This is a genomic window from Sphingomonas populi (genome assembly GCF_004208535.1).
GTDB lineage: Bacteria > Pseudomonadota > Alphaproteobacteria > Sphingomonadales > Sphingomonadaceae > Sphingomonas > Sphingomonas populi.
In genome coordinates, this window is record NZ_SGIS01000009.1 from 34876 (window position 1) to 52196 (window position 17321).

Here is a 17321-nt window from a genome sequence, read left to right on the forward strand (position 1 = left end):
CAAATATGCAGGGGGCCAACCCAAATAGGGAACCGGTGTCACAAGGCGGGCCGAAGCGATGATTCAGAGCGGCAGTTCGACCTGTGCGAGCAATCCGCCACCCGGATGATTGCGCATCCGCGCCGTGCCGCCGTGGAGCTGGACGACGGCGCGGACGCTGGCGAGGCCGAGGCCGATCCCGCCCGTATCCTTGTTGCGCGAGTGTTCGCTGCGGAAGAACGGTTCGAACACGCGGTCGAGATCGGCGTCGGGCAGGCCCGGCCCGTGGTCGCGCACGGTGATGATCGCCATGCCACGATCGCGCGCGATCGAAACTTCGGCATCGCCCGCGTAGCGCAGCGCGTTGGTCAACAGATTGTCGAGCACCGTGCGCAGCGCGACCGGATCGCCCTCGACCACCACCGGGTCGCCCGGCAACAGCACCACCTGCGCACCGCGATCGAGCAGGCCATCGACCACGCTTTCGGCCAGCGCGCGCAATTCGAGCCGGCGGCGCGTGCTCGGCCCGGTCGCGCCGCGCACATAATCGGTGGTCGCCGCGATCATCGCCTGCATGTCGGCGACATCGCGCTCGACACCGCGCCGCAGCGCTTCGGGCGCGTGTTCGAGCCGCAGCGCGAGCCGCATCAGCGGCGTGCGCAGATCGTGCGCGATCGCGCCGATCATGACGGTGCGATCATCGACATAGCGGTTGAGCCGGGTCTGCATCTCATTCATCGCGCGCGCGGCATGGGCGATCTCGGCGGGGCCGGAGACGGCGAGCGGCGCGGTGTGCGGATCGCGGCCAATCCGTTCGGCGGCATTGGCGAACACCGCGACTGGCCGAGTCACCCAGCGCGCGAGCAGCCACGCGAACGGCGCGACCGTGACGAGCGAGGCGAGCAGGAACAGCAGCAGCCGAATCCGCCACGCATCGACGCCGCTGCGCACCGGCGCTACCGCCAGCCAGCGCCCGTCGCCCCGGCGAAACGCCGCGCTGAACTCACCAACCAGCACCGCGTCGCGATTTTCGCCGGCGTCACGCGGCCGCGCCGCACCGCCGGGCGGGCCGTGGCGGAACATCGGCGGATCGGTGAAGGCGAGCCGCACCGCATCACGCGATACGCCCAGATCGCGCGCCAGCGCCGCCGCCAGCCATGTCGCGCGCCCGGGCCGGGTCGGTTCCGGCTCGCCGGTCAGCTTGAAGTGGAACGCGCCCGGCGCCGTCTCCCCGCCGCGCAAGGCGGCGGCGACCTGCGCGACCGTGAACAGCGGCGGGCGCGGCAGCGGCACGAATTGCAGCAGTGCGAAATTGGCGAACTGAACCGCGACCACCGCCGCCAGCAGCACCGCCAGCACGCGCGTCAGCATCCCCCAGCTCGCGCCGCGCCCCAATGTCATCGGCGTGTGACGGCGGGCACGAACATATAGCCTTCGTTGCGCACGGTGCGGATCATCTCGTCGCCCGGTGCGCGCAATTTGCGCCGCAGCCGGCTGATCTGCACGTCGATCGCGCGGTCGAACGCCTCCGAATCGGGGCCGCGCGCACCTTCGAGCAATTGCTCGCGCGACAGCACGCGGCGCGGCCGCTCGACGAACAGACGGAGCACCGCAAACTCGCCATCGGTGAGATCGACCAGCACGCCATCGGGGTCGGTCAGTTCCCATGCGCTCAGGTCCATCCGCCAGCCCGCGAACACCAGCACCGCCTCGCGTGCGCTCGCATCGTGGTGCGTGCGCAACGCCGCGCGGACGGTGGCAAGTACTTCGCGCGCGCTGCACGGCTTGGGCAGGTAATGGCTCGCGCCGGTCTCCAGCCCGAGGATGCGGTCGCTCTCGCTGCCGCGCGCGCTGAGCAGGATCACCGGCGGCCCGCCCGCGCGCCGCAACCGCCGGCAGGTGGCGATGCCATCCTCGCCGGGCATCATGATGTCGAGGATGACGAGATCGACCGGCCCGAGCCGGATGAGAGCATCGAGCTGGCGCGCGTCCGAGGCCATGCTGACGGTAAAGCCGTGTTCGACCAGGCTCTCCCACAGCAACGTGCGGATCTCGCGATCGTCATCGACGACGACGATGTGCGTGTCCGCCTCGTCCCGGGTGGCGTCGGCGGTCACGGAATCCTCATGGCGCACCGATAGCATCACGCCGCCACCGCGATCAAACGGCGCGCGCGGCGCGGCCGGCACGCGGCGGCGCGCGCCATCTCGGCGTGGAGCGCGGAGAGCCGGCGATGCGCGTCCGCCGCCGCCTCGCACGTCGCGTTGATGGCGGCGACCTGCTCCTGCAACGCGCGGCGGCAGAAATGGAGAAAACTGGGTTCGGACATAAGCAACACCTCCGTAGCGGGTGGTAGTGTCGCGATGTTTCGCCAGAATTTCCGAGTGGCCTACTCCAGACGGGGAAGCGGTGAATGGGGTCGTCGCGCGCGCCGCACCTGCGTATGGTAGCGCTCGCGCCAGCCTTCGCCGATATCCGCCGCAGACGGACCGGCGCCGCGCCGGCGTTCACCCGATGGAGGACAGCATGGCTTATGTGACCACCGCAGACGGCACCGAGATTTTCTACAAGGATTGGGGTCCGAAGGACGCCCAGCCGATCGTGTTCCACCACGGCTGGCCACTGTCGTCGGACGATTGGGACGCGCAGATGCTGTTCTTCCTCGGCCACGGCTACCGCGTCGTCGCGAGCGACCGGCGCGGGCATGGCCGTTCGGCGCAGACCAGCATCGGCCACGACATGGACCATTATGCCGCCGACGCCTCTGCCGTCGCCGAGCATCTCGACCTCAAGAACGCGGTCCATATCGGCCATTCGACCGGCGGCGGCGAAGTCGCGCGCTATGTCGCGCAGTTCGGCCAGCCGCAGGGCCGAGTCGCCAAGGCGGTGCTGGTCAGCGCGGTGCCACCGCTGATGGTGCAGACCGACGCCAATCCGGGCGGCACGCCGATCGCGGTGTTCGACGGTTTCCGCGCCGCGCTCGCCGCCAATCGCGCGCAATTCTTCCTCGATGTCGCTTCGGGGCCGTTCTACGGCTTCAACCGCGATGGCGCGGCGGTATCCGACGGCGTGATCCGCAACTGGTGGCGCCAGGGCATGACCGGCAGCGCGCTCGCGCATTACGAGGGCATCAAGGCGTTCTCGGAAACCGACCAGACCGAGGATCTCAAGGCGATCACCGTGCCGACCTTGGTGCTGCAGGGCGATGACGACCAGATCGTGCCGTATAAGGACGCGTCGCTGCTCCAGGCCGAATTACTGCCCAACGCGGAGCTGAAAATCTATCCGGGCTTCCCGCACGGCATGCTGACGACGCATGCCGAAATTCTCAACGCCGATCTGCTGGCGTTCGTCCAGAAGTGAGCAAGCGGGGCGGCGGGGTACGGACCCCGCCGCCTTCGTCCCGATCTATTCGAGATCGTTCTCGCTGATGACGATCACGTTCGCGGCATTGCCCCGCGCCAGCGCGACCAGCCCGGCTTCGGCGATCGTGTCGCTGAAGCGGTTGAACATATCGATCGCGTCATCCTCGGGCGCGTCGCCGCTCAGCGCTTCGAGCACGGCATATTGGACGACGAACTCATATTCGTCACCGTCCACCTCGGCGGTGAATTCGACGACATGGTCTTCCACATTGTCGAGCGCACTCGCCAGATCGATCTCCATCTTGTCGGCAGCCATGTAATCTCCTTCGGTCATTGTTCTCCCGACGCATCGGAGAAGCAAACGCGCCCGTCAACGCCGCGCGTGAAGCGGCGTTCCGTAAAACACCGACAAAGACGCCTGGGTCAGCGCGACGCGCGGGGTTTGCCGCGCCCGGTGCCGATCTGCCACGCGTCGAAGTTGAACAGGTCCGCGCCCGGTTTGCCGTGGAACACGAGGAAGACGTCGTGGACGCCGCGCGTGCGGGCGAGCGGCGTCGTTTCGCTGCGCCACGTCTCCGCCCCGCCGGTCGCCGGCACGGCCAGCGTCGCGACGCGCGGGCCGGTCAGGCTGTCGAGGCGGAGGTCGATCGTGCTGCCGCCGGCGGCCGCCGCCACCGTCGCGTCGAAGCTCTTGCCCGCGCCGGTGCCGAAATCGACCCCGCGCACGACGATGTAACCGCCGTCGAGCACATGCGTCACGTACATCCCCCCAGCACTCTTCGCCGTCCGCACGCCCGGCGCCCAATTGTGCGCGCCGCTCGCCGACGTGTCCGAGGCCGATGTCCAGGCGATCGTCTCGGCCTCGACTCGGCGGAACGGATTGATCGTGCCGAGCTGTTTGGCGCCGATTGTATCCCACCACGGCTGCATCGGGATGGTGCCGTCCGGGTTGTAGTGGAATTCGGTGACCGTCACCGAGCGCCGCTCGCGATGTTCGCGCGTCTGCGCGTCGTTGAAACGGTAGTTGAAGCCGAAGACGTAGCTGTGGCCCTTATAGTCGATGATGCCCGGATGGTTGCCCGACGAACGCTTGTCGTGGTCCATGATCGAGCCTTTGTACTGCCACGGCCCGGTCGCATGGTCGCTCATCGCGTAGCCGATACCTTCGGGGCAGCAGGTCGAGGCGAACGCCATGTAATAATGGCCGGCACGCCTGTAGAACCACGGCCCTTCCTGATAGTCGGTCAGGCGCGGCATCTTCACGGCCGGCCCCGAGGTGGAGATCATGTCGGGGTTGAGCTTGACCCGCCACAGATCGGGGTTGCCCCAATAGAGATAGGCCTGGCCGTCGCCGTCGATCGCCACGGTCGGATCGATATTGTCGTTGCCGGGCGGGATCAGCGCATGGCCGAGCGCGTCCTTGAACGGCCCGTAGGGCGTGTCCGCCACCGCCACCGCGAGGACGTTCTTGGGCGATCCCGCCACGCTGATCGGCACGTACAGATAGAATTTGCCGCCACGCGCGATCACCTGCGGCGCCCAGGCGTCATTGTCCTGCCGCGCCCACGGAAAGGTCTTGAGCGAGGCGACCGCGCCGTGATCGGTCCAGTTGACCATGTCGGTGGAGGTATACAGCCGCCAGTCGCGCATCACGAAGTTGCGCGCCTCGTCCTCGTCATGGCTGGTGTAGAGATAGACCGTGCCATTGTGGACCATCGGCGCCGGATCGGCGGTGAACAAAGTCTGGATGATCGGATTGTCGGCGCTGACCGGCGCTGGAAACAGCGCGGTCGCCAGCAGCACGCACAGCCCGGCGAGCATGGATCGGATTCGCAAGGTCTTGTCCCCTGGGGTCTTTGGAAAGATCATTTGAAGCGCACGCTCGCGGCGCGACCGTCATAGTCGATCGCGCGGGACGCCGCGCCCGCGCCGGCCAGCACGATATTGAGCCGGCGTTTCGCGACGAGGCCCGGATACGCGCCCTTGCGCGCGCCGACGCTCAGCGTGCGGGTCGTGTCGTTCCAGACGAGGTCGTAGGTCGCGAACTTGCCCTTCTCGTAATCATAGGTCTCGTTATCGTCTTCGTAGACGGTGAATGTCGCGTCAGCGCCGGGATAGACGCGCACCTCATACGGGGCGTCCGGGCTTTGCGTGGCATATTGCACGTCCGGCCCCATCGGCACGATCGACCCTGCGCGCACATAGAGCGGCACGACGTCGAGCGGCGCGTCGCGCGTCACGCGCTGCCCGCCGTCGAAGCGCTGGTTGGTCCAGAAATCGTACCAGCCCGCACTCTTGGGCAGATAGGTCTCGACCTTCGTGTCGAGCTTGGTCGCGTCGGGCAGCGCCTGCCGCTCGCTCGGCAGACGCCAGCCGAAGCGCAGGCTGCGATTGCCGTCGACCTGGAAATAGTCGATCGCGACCTTGACCACCTGGCCCTTGCGGAAGGTCTGTTCGGTGCTCTTGTAGCGCGACGCGCCCTTCTGCCAGCTATCGATCGCCGGCTTGCCGTCGAGGGTCAGGCGGAAGCCGTCATTGCCCTCCAGCCCGAGTTCATAGGTTCCGTCCTCGGGCGCAATGAGCGTACCCTGCCAGCGCGCCGAGAAATTGCTGAGGCTGGTGAGGCCGCCGGGAATGTCGGCGAACGGCGGGTCGGGCCAGTTATGGTCGATCTTGGTATCGACGAACGTGCCCTTGGGCGTCTGGAAAGCGTCGCCTTCGAAATATTGCCCGGCCAGCCCCGGCTGACCGTCGGGCGTGCGCAGATATTCGGCCGGCACCGTAACGGGGGGTGGCGGCACGATATGGTACATCGCGCGCGTCACCGGATGCACCAGCAGCGACGGCCCGAACATGAAGCTGTCGTCGATCGTGTCGGTGGCGCGATCGTCGGGGAAATCCATCATCAGCGGCCGCATCAGCGTGTAGCCGGCCGATGTGACCTTCCAGCTCAATGGATAGATATAGGGCAGCAGGCGATAGCGAAGCTGCGTGCTCTTGAGCAGCGATTCATACACTTGCGGGTCGAGCGTCTTGAAGCGGTACGGCTCGCGCTCGACATCGGTGCCGTGGATTCGCATCAGCGGGTTGAACGCGGAGAATTGCAGCCAGCGCGCATACAGTTCGCGCCACGCCGGATTCTGCGCGCCGCCGATGAACTCCGAGACGAAGAACCCGCCGGTGTCGTTGGTCCAATAGGGATTGCCGGTGACGGTGACATCGACGCCGCCGGCGATCTGCTGCTTGAACGTCTTCCAGCTCGCGTAGATGTCGCCGCTCCACGATGCGGCGGCGGTGCGCTGCGCGCCGGCCCAGGCCGAGCGGGTGAGCGTGAAGACGCGCTTGTTGCCGGTCGCGCGCTCGCCGTCATAGGTGCCCTGCGTCGTCAGCAGCGAATAGGGGTTGAGGTAGCGCGTGAAGTCGCCGAGCGCGTTCGATCCCAACGCCTTTGTGTCGCGGACATTGTCGGCGGCGTTCCACATCGCGCTGCTGACCTCGACCTCGGTGCCGTCCATCCACAGCGCATCGACGCCCTTGTCGAGCAGCCCGGTCTTGATCGCGTTGAAATAGATCTGCCGGCCGAGCTTGCTGTACGCATCATAGACGCGCGCGTGCTTGGAGATCCAGTGAAGCGGCTCGAAGCGGAGGTTATGCGCGTCGAGTTCGTGCGCGAGCGCGGTGTCGTTGCCGATCGACGGCCAGATCGACACCATCAGCTTGAGGTTCATGTCGTGAAGCTGGCGCGTCATCCCGGCGGGATCGGGGTAGCGGGCCTTGTCCCACGTCATCCCGCTCCAGCTTCCGTCCTTGTCGGAGCCCCAATATTGCCAATCCTGCACGATATAATCGAGCGGGAAGCGCTCGCGGCGGAAGGTCTGCGCGACGTCGATCAACTCGGCCTGCGTCTTGTAGCGTTCCTTGCTCATGAACAGCCCGAACGCCTGTTTGGGGAACATCGGCGCGGCGCCGGTCAGCCGGCGATAGGCGCCGACCACATCGTCGGGCGTGTCGCCGGCCATGAAATAATAATCGACCCCGCCCGGCGCGCTTTCCGCCCACAGCGACGCGCCCTGCGCATCGTCCTTGAAGCGCATCTGCGAATAGGTGTCCCACATCACCCCGTAGCGGCGCGACGACATCATCACCGGGATGATGATGCCCATGTTGGTCTGGACGAGCAGCAGATCCTTGCCGCGCCGGTTGCTGGTGTCGTCAGCGGTGAAGCCGAAGCCGTAAAGCGCCTCGTCGGGGCGCAGCGCGAAGGTGTTGGTCGCCTCGTAGCTCGGCTTGCCCGAGATCGTGACAGGCTTGAGCGTCTGCGGCGTATCGGCCTTCTCTTCGGTGTAGAGCTTGCCCGCGCCATCGAGGAAGCGCAGCGCGCCGGTCGCCTTGCTGATCTCGATCCTGACCTTTTCACCGACGATAGTGAGCAGGGTCGGCGTCTCGGCGATCGTGAACGGCACGGCGGCGGGCTTTTCGGTGACGACGATGCTCGGCGCGGTCCAATAGTTCGCGCCGAGATTGGCGTTCACCCGCACCGTATCCGGGCCGTAGAAGATCACGTTCTTGGTGACGCCACCGACCCGCACCTGCACGCCGTCGCTTAGCCGCACATAGCCAAAGGCCGCCGACGATGGCTGCGGTAGCGCAACCAGATGGCCATTGCCGTCGAGCCCGGTCGCGCTTTGCGCAAGCGCCGGAGACGCGATGGCCGAAGCGCACAGCATCAAGAGGGCCGAACCGCGTTTCGCCACATGCATCTCCCGGAACCGTAAACGTTTTCCCGCGAGGTCTGATCGGGGGGCCTCGACCTGTCAAGGCGTGTTGGCGCGGAGCCGGTAGCGATACCATCGGCGTTGCCTCGTAAGCCGGCTTCCCGTACTTCGGGCTGGTTTCCGCCATCAGGTGCGCAACGCACCAGCGACAGTCCCAAGGAGGGGTCAGCACCATGATCGAAACCCGCCGGAATCCATGCTGCGACCCGTCGCGCCGGAATTTCCTCGCCACCGCCGGCGCGGGCGCGCTCGTCACCGGCATGGCCGGGGCGATGCCAGCGCACGCCGCCACACCGACGCCGGGCGCGAGCCAGCCGGCGGCGGCGCTGAAGCCGTTCGACATGGCCGACGTGACCCTGTCCGACGGCCCGTTCCTGCACGCCCAGCGCATGACCGAAGCCTATCTGATGAAGTTGCAGCCCGATCGGATGCTGCACAATTTCCGCGTCAATGCGGGCCTGAAGCCCAAAGCGCCAGTCTATGGCGGGTGGGAATCCGAGCCGACCTGGGACGAGATCAACTGCCACGGCCATACGCTGGGGCATTATCTGTCGGCCTGTGCGCTTGCCTATCGATCCACCAAGGACGCGCGCTACAAGCAGCGGATCGACTATATCGCGGGCGAACTCGCCGCGTGCCAGCAGGCGGCGGGTTCTGGGCTGGTCTGCGCCTTCCCCAAGGGCGCGGCGCTGGTCGCGGCGCATCTGCGCGGCGACAAGATCACCGGCGTACCCTGGTACACGCTCCACAAGGTCTATGCCGGCCTGCGCGATGCCGCGCTGCTGGCGGACAGCGCACCGTCGCGCGCGGTGCTGGTGCGGCTGGCGGACTGGGGCGTGGTGGCGACCAAACCGCTGTCCGACGCCGAGTTCGAGACGATGCTCGATACCGAGCATGGCGGCATGAACGAAATCTATGCCGACCTCTTCTTCATGACCGGCAGTGCCGAGTATCGCACGCTCGCCGAGCGGTTCTCGCACAAGGCGATCCTGGCACCGCTGGCGCGCGGGCGCGACCATCTCGACGGGCTGCACGCCAACACGCAGGTGCCCAAGATCGTCGGCTTCCAGCGCGTCTATGAGATGACCGGCGACGCGGAATACCGTGATGCGGCGGCGTTCTTCTGGCGCACCGTGGCGAAGACCCGCTCGTTCGCGAGCGGCGGGCACGGCGACGAAGAGCATTTCTTCGCAATGGCCGATTTCGACAAACACGTCTTTTCCGCCAAGGGATCGGAGACGTGCTGCCAGCACAACATGCTCAAACTGACGCGCGCGCTGTTCCTGCACGATCCCCGCGCGGAGTATGCCGATTATTACGAACGCACGCTCTACAACGGCATCCTCGCCTCGCAGGACCCCGATACCGGCATGGCGACCTATTTCCAGGGCGCGCGGCCGGGCTACATGAAGCTGTACCACACCCCTGAGGACAGCTTCTGGTGCTGCACCGGCACCGGCATGGAGAACCATGTCAAATATCGCGATTCGATCTACTTCCACGATGATTCGGCGCTGTACGTGAACCTGTTCGTGCCATCGTCGGTGACGTGGCAGGAGAAGGGCGCGGTGCTGACCCAGACCACGACCTTCCCCGACACGCCGACCACGACGCTGCGCTGGGCACTGCAACGCCCGACCGAGGTGACGCTGAAGCTGCGCCACCCCGGCTGGAGCCGCACCGCGACCGTGCTGGTCAACGGCGCGGAGGCGGTGCGCTCGACCGTTCCGGGCAGCTATATCGACCTCGCGCGGACATGGCGCGACGGCGACCGCGTGGAATTGCGGCTGGTGATGGAAGCGGCCGTCGAAAGCGCGCCCGCCGCGCCCGACATCGTCGCCTTCACCTACGGCCCGCTGGTACTTGCCGGCGCGCTCGGCCGCGACGGTCTCGCGCCGGGCGCGGACATCATCGTCAGCGAACGCAAATACGGCAGCTACAACGACACACCCTTCACCGCCCCCACGCTCGCCGGCGATCCAAGGATGCTCGCGCAGGCCATCCGCCCCGGCGCCGGGCCGCTAGAGTTCACGATCGCCTCCGCAGAGGGGAAGCCAGTGCGGCTGATCCCATACCACCGCGTCGCGCATGAGCGTTACGCCACCTATTGGCAGGTGAAGCCGGCGGCCGCATGAACCCGCGGCGGCCCGCCCCGCGTTTCAGCCGGTGACGGCGGGGCGGGCCGCCCGAGATTTGGAGGATGCCGCATGAGTACCGATGACCTGATGATCGACACCCCCGACGGGCCGATGACCTTCGCCGAGTGGAAAAAGAAGCATCCTGTGCAAATCCCTTCGCGCCGCACCAAGGGCAAGGACCTGCCAGTCAAGGTGAAGCGCTTTACGGAGAAGTGATGCGGTGCTGGGCCGTCGCTGCGACGGCCAGGTCTTCCGATGCAACGGAAAACGCTGGAGCGGGCGAAGGGATTCGAACCCTCGACCCCAACCTTGGCAAGGTTGTGCTCTACCCCTGAGCTACGCCCGCTCTGGCGACTGCCTTCCGATGTGAACCGGAAGGCGGGTGAGGCGCGGCTGATACCGATGGGTGGGCAGGCTGGCAAGCCCCTTCTTCACGCTTTTCGCATTCAACGTGAAAAGCCTTGGCTTGTGCGCCCGAGCGCCCACATAAGGCGCCACACCTTCGATCCCGATTTCAGACATTGGAGCGCATTTTGGCTACCCTGGGAATGAGCGCCGCCGAACGCGAGGCCGTCGAGAGCTTCCGCCGCGACGTGGTCGAGCCGTCGATGACCAAACTCGTCATCATCGATTTCTGGGCGGAATGGTGCGGCCCGTGCAAGGCGCTGACGCCGATCCTCGAGAAAGTCTCGGCGGCCTATGCCGACAAGGGCGTCGTGCTCGCCAAGGTCGATACCGACAAGAACCAGTTCATCGCCACGCAATTCCAGATCAAGTCGATCCCGACCGTCTATGCGATGTTCCAGGGCCAGCTCGTCGCCGATCTGACGCCAGCGCGCACCGAATCGCAGTTGCGCACGATGCTCGACCAGATCCTCAAGCAATTGCCGATCGAGAGCGAAGAGGCCTCGCTCGAAGCCGAGATCGAGCCGCTCATCGCAATGGGCGAGCAGGTTCTGGCCGACGGCGATGCCGAGCGCGCGGTGAGCGTCTTCGCGCAGATCGTCGAGATGGCACCCGAACATCCGGGCGCGCTCGCCGGCCATGTCCGCGCCTTGGTCGCCGCGCACCGTGTCGATGAGGCCGATGCCGCGATCGCGGCGCTGCCCGAGGCGGTCGCCAAATCGCCCGAGATCGAGCGCGCCAAGGCCGCGCTGGCGCTCGCGCGCGATGCGAAGCCGGTCGATGATCTCGCGGCGCTCGCCGCCGAGGTCGCCGCCAACCCGCACGACATGGACAAGCGCTTCGAACTCGCCGGCGGCCAGATGGCGGCGGGCGACCGCGAAGCCGCCGCCGCCACGTTGCTCGCGATGATCGCCGAGAACAAAGCGTGGAACGAGGCCGCCGCGCGCACCCAGTTGCTCAAGCTGTTCGAAGTGGTCGGTCTCGAAGACCCGTGGGTGTCGGCACAGCGCCGCAAGCTCTCCGCGATCCTGTTCGGATGAGCGAGCCGAGCGGGAGCGATGCGGTGAAGACCACGCGGCTGTCGATCTTCCCGCTGCCGGGGGCGTTGCTGTTCCCGCGCATGCATCTGCCGCTGCACATCTTCGAGCCGCGCTACCGGGCGATGGTGTCCGACGCGATGGCGCGCGACCGGCGGATCGGCATGATCCAGCCACGCCCAAGAGACACAGGGGCCGACAAGGCCGGTCGCAAGGACGGGCCGCCGCTGTTCGAGATCGGCTGCGTCGGCAAGATCGGCGAGTTCGAGGCGAGTGAGGACGGGCGCTACAATCTGGTGCTGGAAGGCGTCGCGCTGTTCCGCGTCGTGCGCGAGCTAGACGTGACGACACCGTTCCGCCAGATCGAGGCCGAGCTGCTGCCCCTCGCCGCCGAGCCGGAGATGCTGTCGCTGTCGCGCCGCTCGCTGCTGGAGACCGAATCGCGTGCCTTCGCCGATGCGCAGGGCTATGCGGTCGATTGGGAGGCGGTGACCCGGCTCGACGATGAGGCGTTGGTCAACGGCATCGCCCAGATCGCGCCGTTCGATGTGGCGGCGAAACAGGCCTTGCTCGAATCGCCCGATATCGAGGACCGCGCCGAGCTCATCATCCAGCTCATGCACTTCTTCGGCCGGCATGACGGCGAGGATTCGGTAACGCTGCAATAGCGGCGTGTTCCGTCGATCTGGAGCGGGATGACGTTACATATCCCCGTTCGTGCTGAGTAGCGGCCGAGTAGCCCGCAGGGCGTATCGAGGTCGCGTATCGAAGCACAGGCCCCAAGCGATCACTTGTGCGTCGATACGCTTTCGATACGGGCCTTCGGCCCTCCTCAAGCGCTACTCAGCGCGAACGGGTGAAGCGACCGCCGGCACTGCCGTCGGAGTCGGAGCCGGAGCCGGCTGCACCACCGGCGGCGGAGCGACCGTGCCCGCCGCCTGCCCCGCCATCGCCGCCGATTCGAGAATGTCGAGCGCATGGCGCGAATCGATGTAGCGCCGCGCCGCATCGGTCCAGCGGCCCGCATCGGCCGCGCCGGGCAGCCGCGCGACCTCGCCGAGCGCCGCTTCGATCCGCCCGCCCTCGACCAGCCGGCGCGCGCGCACGAGCCGGTCGGCGGGAAGCGGCGACGGCGTGCCGGCGCGGTGCAGCGAAATCAGGCCGGTCAGTTCCCGCCGGAAACTCGCGACCAATCCACCGCGAAACCCGCCCGTCACCAGATCGGGGCCGATCGCATCGAGGCCGCCGCGCAGATCCTCGATCGTGACCGGCTCGCGCGCCGCCTGCACGATCGTCGCGACCGCACCGGGCTGGCTCGCGCCGAACCGATAGCGCAGCCGTTCCTCGAGATAGCCGAGTCCGACCCCGCGATCGAGCGCGCGCCGCGCCGCGAAGGCGATCAGCATCCCCTCGGCGCGCGTAGCGTTGCCGGCGGCGGCCTGCGCATCGGCGCCCACGCCAGCGGTGCGCTCCTCCAGCGTGTCAAGTTGCGCGGCGAGCGTCGCCTCGCGGGAGGAGAGCGCGTCGAGATCGATCGTCGCGCCTTGTGCGCCACCCTTGGCGGGGACGATGACCACCGGCGATTGTGATCCGCCCGCGCCATTGCTCACCGGCAAGGTCAGCGTGGTGGTCTTCGGCGCGGGGCCAAGCCCGAACACGCGGAACAGCGCGAACGCACCAGCGGCACCGGCCAGAACCAGCAATATCGCGAGGAGCGTGATCGTTCGCCAGCCCGCGCGTCGGGCGGGAACCGGGGTCGGCGGCGCTTGATCCATGCCACCTTATTCCCGCCGAACGCGAGCCGGTCAACGCCCAAGCGCATCGATCGCCGCGAACAACGCTACATCGCTTGGGCTCGCCGCGACGGCGACCGCTTGCCAGCCCGATCCGGCGGCGGTGGCGATCGCCGTACTGAACGCGCCGATCGTGACATGCGCGCGCGAAATCCCCGCAGAATCGAGCAGCGTCCCGAGCCGCGTCGCCGCGCGTGCCGAATGGAGCAATGCGACGCTGCCAGCCAGCCCGGCGAGATCGGCGGGCGCGACGGCGCGCGGTTCGCTCGCATAAACCGCGATGGCGCGCGTGACGCCGTCAACCGGCGTCCGCTCGCGACCGCCGAGGTGCAGCGCGCGCGAGACGCCGCGCTCGGCAAGCAAGGTCGCCAGCGCTTCCGCATCGCTGCTCCCCGTCGCCGCGACGGTCAGCCCGGCGGCGCGCGCGGCGGCGGCGGTCTGCTCGCCCACCGCGATCACCGGCAGCGTGGCGAGGCTCGCAAGCGCCGGGCCGGCGGCACGCACGGTATTGGCGCTGGTCAGCACCAGCGCGTCGTGATCGCGCGGGTCGGGCACCGGCCAGTCGAGCGGCACCACCGCGAACAACGGCAGCCGCAGCACCGCATGTCCCGCCGCCGTGGCACGCGCCGCCGTGGCCGCATTGCCCGGCTCGGGGCGCAGCACGGCGAGCGTGCGGCTCATCCCGCGAACAGCCGCCGGACCGATTCGGGTGCGCGGTCGAGCAAGTCGTCCGCCAAGGCTTCGGCCAGCGCCGCGCCGGGGTCGCCGCGAATCGCGCCGGTGACATGCGCGCTGCCATCCTCGGCGAGCAGTTCGGCGACGATATGCATCACCCCGCCCTCCATGGTCGCCAGCGCCGCGACCGGCGAGTGGCAATCGGCGACCAGCCGCGCAAGCAACGCCCGCTCCGCCCCCACGCACGCCTGCGTCACGCCGTCGCCGATCGCCTCGACCAAAGCGCCCGCCGCATCATCGTCAGCGCGCACCTCGATGCCAACCGCACCCTGCGCCGGCGCCGGCAGCAGCAGCGCGGTATCGATCGCCACGCCGACATCGTCACGCCCGAGCCGCTCCAGCCCCGCCGCCGCGAGCAAGGTCGCATCGGCTTCGCCCGCCGCCAGCTTGGCCAGCCGGGTGGCGACGTTGCCGCGAAACAGGATTGTCGTCACGTCGGGGCGCAGCCGCTTGACCTGTGCGGCGCGGCGCGGGCTGCTGGTGCCGAGCACCGCGCCCGGCCGCAGCGTGGCGATGCTGTCGGCGCCGACCAGCCGCTCGCGCACGTCGGCGCGCGGCAGCAGCGCGGCGATGCGGATCGCCTCCGGGCGGATCGTCTCGACATCCTTCATCGAATGCACCGCGCAATCGATCTCGCCGGCCAGCAGCGCACGGTCGAGTTCCTTGGTCCACAGCGCCTTGCCGCCGATCTCGGCGAGCGCACGGTCCTGCACGCGGTCGCCGGTGGTGCGGATCACGACGATCTCGACGTCACTTTCGGGCCAGCCATGCATGGCGCACAAAGCATCGCGCACCATATGCGCCTGGACGAGCGCCAGCGGCGAACCGCGCGTACCGATACGGAAGGTCATTCGGCTTCCCGAAAAAATGTGCGGCAGATCGGTCTTACTCCCGTTCGTCCCGAGCGAAGTCGAGGGACAAGCCCCAAGCGCAGGTGCCTCGACGTCGCTCGGCACGAACGGTTCTGGTTTGGGCGCTCGCTGTAAGGGAAAACGCCGCCCTTCGACAAGCGTGCGGCGACGCGTTAGGGACGAACGGATCATGACCAAGCTCATCCTCGGCCTCGAATCGAGTTGCGACGAGACCGCCGCCGCGATCGTCACCTCGGATCGTCGCGTGCTGTCGCACCGGCTCGCCGGGCAGGAAGCCGCGCACCGGCCATATGGCGGCGTCGTCCCCGAAATCGCCGCGCGCGCGCATGTCGAGGCGCTGATCCCGCTGGTCGAGGGCGCGCTTGCCGATGCCGGCGTCAGCCTCGCCGATGTCGATGCGGTCGCGGCGACGGCGGGGCCGGGGCTGATCGGCGGGGTGATGGTCGGGCTCGTCACCGGCAAGGCGCTCGCGCATGCGGCGGGCAAGCCGCTGATCGGGGTCAACCACCTCGAAGGCCATGCGCTGAGCCCACGCCTCGCCGATCCCGATCTCACGTTTCCCTATCTGCTGCTGCTCGTCTCGGGCGGGCATTGCCAGTTGCTGCTGGTCGAAGGCGTCGCGCGCTACCGCCGGCTCGCCACCACGATCGACGATGCTGCTGGCGAAGCCTTTGATAAAACAGCCAAAATTCTGGGCCTCGGCTTCCCCGGCGGCCCGGCGGTGGAACGCGCCGCCGCGCTCGGCAACCCCAAAGCGGTGCCGCTGCCGCGCCCGCTGAAGGGATCGGCCGAGCCGCATTTCTCCTTCGCTGGCCTGAAGAGCGCGGTGGTGCGCGCGCACGCCGCCGGGCAATGGTCGCCCGAGGATATCGCCGCCTCGTTCCAGGCGGCAGTGGTCGATTGCCTGATCGACCGCACCGCCCGCGCCCTCCACCGCGCCGAGGACGCCACCGCGCTGGTCGTCGCGGGCGGGGTCGCCGCCAATAGTGCGGTACGGGCGAGCTTACTGAAATTGGCGAATGACAACGCGCTGCGCTTCGTCGCGCCGCCACTGTGGCTCTGCACCGACAATGCCGCGATGATCGCCTGGGCCGGCGCCGAACGCTTCGCCGCCGGCCTAACCGACCCGCTCGACATGCCCGCGCGCCCGCGCTGGCCGCTCGATCCCTCGGCAGAGGCCGTGCGCGGTGCGGGGGTGAAGGCATGAACATCGGTATGCGCATCGGTATTTTGGGCGGCGGCGCGTGGGGCACCGCGCTCGCGCAGGTGATGGCGGCGGGCGGGCATGACGTGCGGCTGTGGGCGCGTGAGGCCGACGTGGTCGCGGCGATCAACGACACCCGCGCCAACCCGCTGTTCCTGCCGGGGATCGACCTTTCGCCCGCGATTCGCGCGAGCGACGATCTTGCGGCAGCCGCCGAAACCGATCTGATCCTCGTCGTCACCCCCGCGCAGCATGCCCGCGCGGTGCTGCGCGATCTGCCCAGGCACGGCCAGCCGCTGCTGCTCTGCTCGAAGGGTATCGAGGCGGGCAGCCACAAATTGCTGAGCGAAGTCGCCGCCGAGGAGCATCCCGCCTCGCCGATCGGCGTCCTCTCCGGCCCGACCTTCGCCGGTGAGGTCGCGCGCGGCCTGCCGACCGCCGTCACGCTGGCGATGGCGGACGAGGACGCCGCCGCGCGCATGGCCGAGGCGCTCGCGCTGCCGACCTTCCGCCCCTACGCTTCGGACGATGTGATCGGCGCGGAGATCGGCGGCGCGGTCAAGAACGTGCTCGCCATCGCCTGCGGTGTCGTCGAGGGCGCCGGTCTCGGCCAGAACGCCCGCGCCGCGCTGATCGCGCGCGGCTTCGCCGAGATGACGCGCTTCGGCCTCGCACGCGGCGCCCGCGCGGAAACGCTCGCCGGCCTGTCGGGGCTGGGCGATCTGGTGCTGACCTGCTCCTCGACCAGCAGCCGCAATTTCTCGCTCGGCCTCGGGCTGGGACAAGGCCGCAAAGCGACGGAGCTGATGGCGGATCGCCGCACCGTCGCCGAAGGGGCTTTCACCGCGCCGGTGCTGTGCGCGGCGGCGGCGGCGGCGGGCGTTGCGATGCCGGTTTCCGAAGCGGTGGCCGCGCTGTTGGCAGGCGCCGAGGTCGGCGCGGTGATCGGCACTCTGCTCGCCCGCCCGCTGACACGCGAACACGCCTGACACTTCGCCGCCGTTGAAAAGCGCAAGAT

At 68.1% G+C, this 17321-nt stretch carries 16 protein-coding genes and 1 tRNA gene; 7 read left to right on the forward strand and 10 right to left on the reverse strand.

All coding sequences use genetic code 11. The features are described 5' to 3' along the window. Positions 1 to 63 precede the first annotated feature (63 nt). From EWE75_RS07765 to EWE75_RS07775, 3 genes are read right to left on the reverse strand one after another with little or no spacing between them, the layout of a single operon-like run. Complete coding sequence (locus tag EWE75_RS07765) at positions 64 to 1350, reverse strand: ATP-binding protein (protein ID WP_231708267.1); 1287 nt, start codon at positions 1348 to 1350, stop codon at positions 64 to 66. A gap of 26 nt (positions 1351 to 1376) precedes the next feature. Beyond that, entirely contained in the window at positions 1377 to 2123 is a 747-nt protein-coding gene (locus EWE75_RS07770; RefSeq protein WP_130156148.1) for a response regulator, read from the reverse strand. Beyond that, positions 2123 to 2308: a hypothetical protein gene (locus EWE75_RS07775; RefSeq protein ID WP_130156150.1), complete on the reverse strand. Its 186-nt coding sequence runs from the start codon at positions 2306 to 2308 to the stop codon at positions 2123 to 2125. The genes EWE75_RS07770 and EWE75_RS07775 overlap by 1 nt, the downstream gene beginning before the upstream one ends. Before the next feature lie 197 nt (positions 2309 to 2505). Here EWE75_RS07775 and EWE75_RS07780 point away from each other — a divergent pair, with 197 nt between their 5' ends. Next, positions 2506 to 3342 (forward strand): alpha/beta fold hydrolase, encoded by an 837-nt coding sequence (locus tag EWE75_RS07780; protein WP_130156152.1) that lies wholly within the window; start codon positions 2506 to 2508, stop codon positions 3340 to 3342. A gap of 45 nt (positions 3343 to 3387) precedes the next feature. On the opposite strand, the gene EWE75_RS07785 is transcribed toward EWE75_RS07780, so the two are convergent. The 3 genes from EWE75_RS07785 to EWE75_RS07795 form a co-directional block, all read right to left on the reverse strand. Next, a complete protein-coding gene (locus EWE75_RS07785; RefSeq protein WP_130156154.1) occupies positions 3388 to 3660 on the reverse strand; it encodes a DUF1488 family protein in 273 nt (90 codons plus the stop codon). A gap of 107 nt (positions 3661 to 3767) precedes the next feature. Continuing rightward, positions 3768 to 5180, reverse strand: coding sequence for a glycoside hydrolase family 43 protein (locus EWE75_RS07790; protein WP_231708269.1), 1413 nt, complete (start codon positions 5178 to 5180; stop codon positions 3768 to 3770). Between the two features lie 29 nt (positions 5181 to 5209). Further along, complete coding sequence (locus tag EWE75_RS07795) at positions 5210 to 8098, reverse strand: TIM-barrel domain-containing protein (protein ID WP_231708270.1); 2889 nt, start codon at positions 8096 to 8098, stop codon at positions 5210 to 5212. A 293-nt stretch (positions 8099 to 8391) separates the two neighbouring features. On the opposite strand from EWE75_RS07795, the gene EWE75_RS07800 reads away from it, so the two are divergent. Further along, the gene (locus EWE75_RS07800; RefSeq protein ID WP_427915776.1) at positions 8392 to 10254 is read left to right on the forward strand and encodes a beta-L-arabinofuranosidase domain-containing protein; all 1863 of its coding nucleotides are present in this window, start codon (positions 8392 to 8394) and stop codon (positions 10252 to 10254) included. A 72-nt stretch (positions 10255 to 10326) separates the two neighbouring features. Next, positions 10327 to 10473: a hypothetical protein gene (locus EWE75_RS24930; RefSeq protein WP_165388299.1), complete on the forward strand. Its 147-nt coding sequence runs from the start codon at positions 10327 to 10329 to the stop codon at positions 10471 to 10473. A gap of 55 nt (positions 10474 to 10528) precedes the next feature. Here EWE75_RS24930 and EWE75_RS07805 read toward each other — a convergent pair. Continuing rightward, positions 10529 to 10603 (reverse strand) — tRNA-Gly (locus EWE75_RS07805). A 202-nt stretch (positions 10604 to 10805) separates the two neighbouring features. Between EWE75_RS07805 and EWE75_RS07810 the strand changes: the two genes are divergently transcribed. Further along, the gene (locus EWE75_RS07810) at positions 10806 to 11702 is read left to right on the forward strand and encodes a tetratricopeptide repeat protein (RefSeq protein ID WP_130156308.1); all 897 of its coding nucleotides are present in this window, start codon (positions 10806 to 10808) and stop codon (positions 11700 to 11702) included. A gap of 23 nt (positions 11703 to 11725) precedes the next feature. Further along, on the forward strand, positions 11726 to 12367 hold the full coding sequence (locus tag EWE75_RS07815) for an LON peptidase substrate-binding domain-containing protein (RefSeq protein WP_130156161.1): 642 nt from the start codon (positions 11726 to 11728) through the stop codon (positions 12365 to 12367). 171 nt (positions 12368 to 12538) lie between these two features. On the opposite strand, the gene EWE75_RS07820 is transcribed toward EWE75_RS07815, so the two are convergent. Genes EWE75_RS07820 through hemC form a run of 3 tightly spaced genes read right to left on the reverse strand, consistent with a single transcriptional unit; the run spans position 12539 to position 15078 of the window. After that, entirely contained in the window at positions 12539 to 13474 is a 936-nt protein-coding gene (locus tag EWE75_RS07820; RefSeq protein WP_130156163.1) for a hypothetical protein, read from the reverse strand. Between the two features lie 30 nt (positions 13475 to 13504). Next, on the reverse strand, positions 13505 to 14173 hold the full coding sequence (locus EWE75_RS07825) for a uroporphyrinogen-III synthase (protein WP_130156165.1): 669 nt from the start codon (positions 14171 to 14173) through the stop codon (positions 13505 to 13507). Continuing rightward, positions 14170 to 15078, reverse strand: coding sequence for a hydroxymethylbilane synthase (hemC, locus tag EWE75_RS07830; RefSeq protein WP_130156167.1), 909 nt, complete (start codon positions 15076 to 15078; stop codon positions 14170 to 14172). The genes EWE75_RS07825 and hemC overlap by 4 nt, the downstream gene beginning before the upstream one ends. 190 nt (positions 15079 to 15268) lie before the next feature. On the opposite strand from hemC, the gene tsaD reads away from it, so the two are divergent. Together tsaD and EWE75_RS07840 are read left to right on the forward strand one after the other, a co-directional pair. Further along, positions 15269 to 16306, forward strand: coding sequence for a tRNA (adenosine(37)-N6)-threonylcarbamoyltransferase complex transferase subunit TsaD (tsaD, locus tag EWE75_RS07835; RefSeq protein ID WP_130156169.1), 1038 nt, complete (start codon positions 15269 to 15271; stop codon positions 16304 to 16306). A gap of 8 nt (positions 16307 to 16314) precedes the next feature. Continuing rightward, complete coding sequence (locus EWE75_RS07840) at positions 16315 to 17292, forward strand: NAD(P)H-dependent glycerol-3-phosphate dehydrogenase (RefSeq protein ID WP_130156310.1); 978 nt, start codon at positions 16315 to 16317, stop codon at positions 17290 to 17292. The last annotated feature ends 29 nt before the right edge of the window (positions 17293 to 17321 follow it).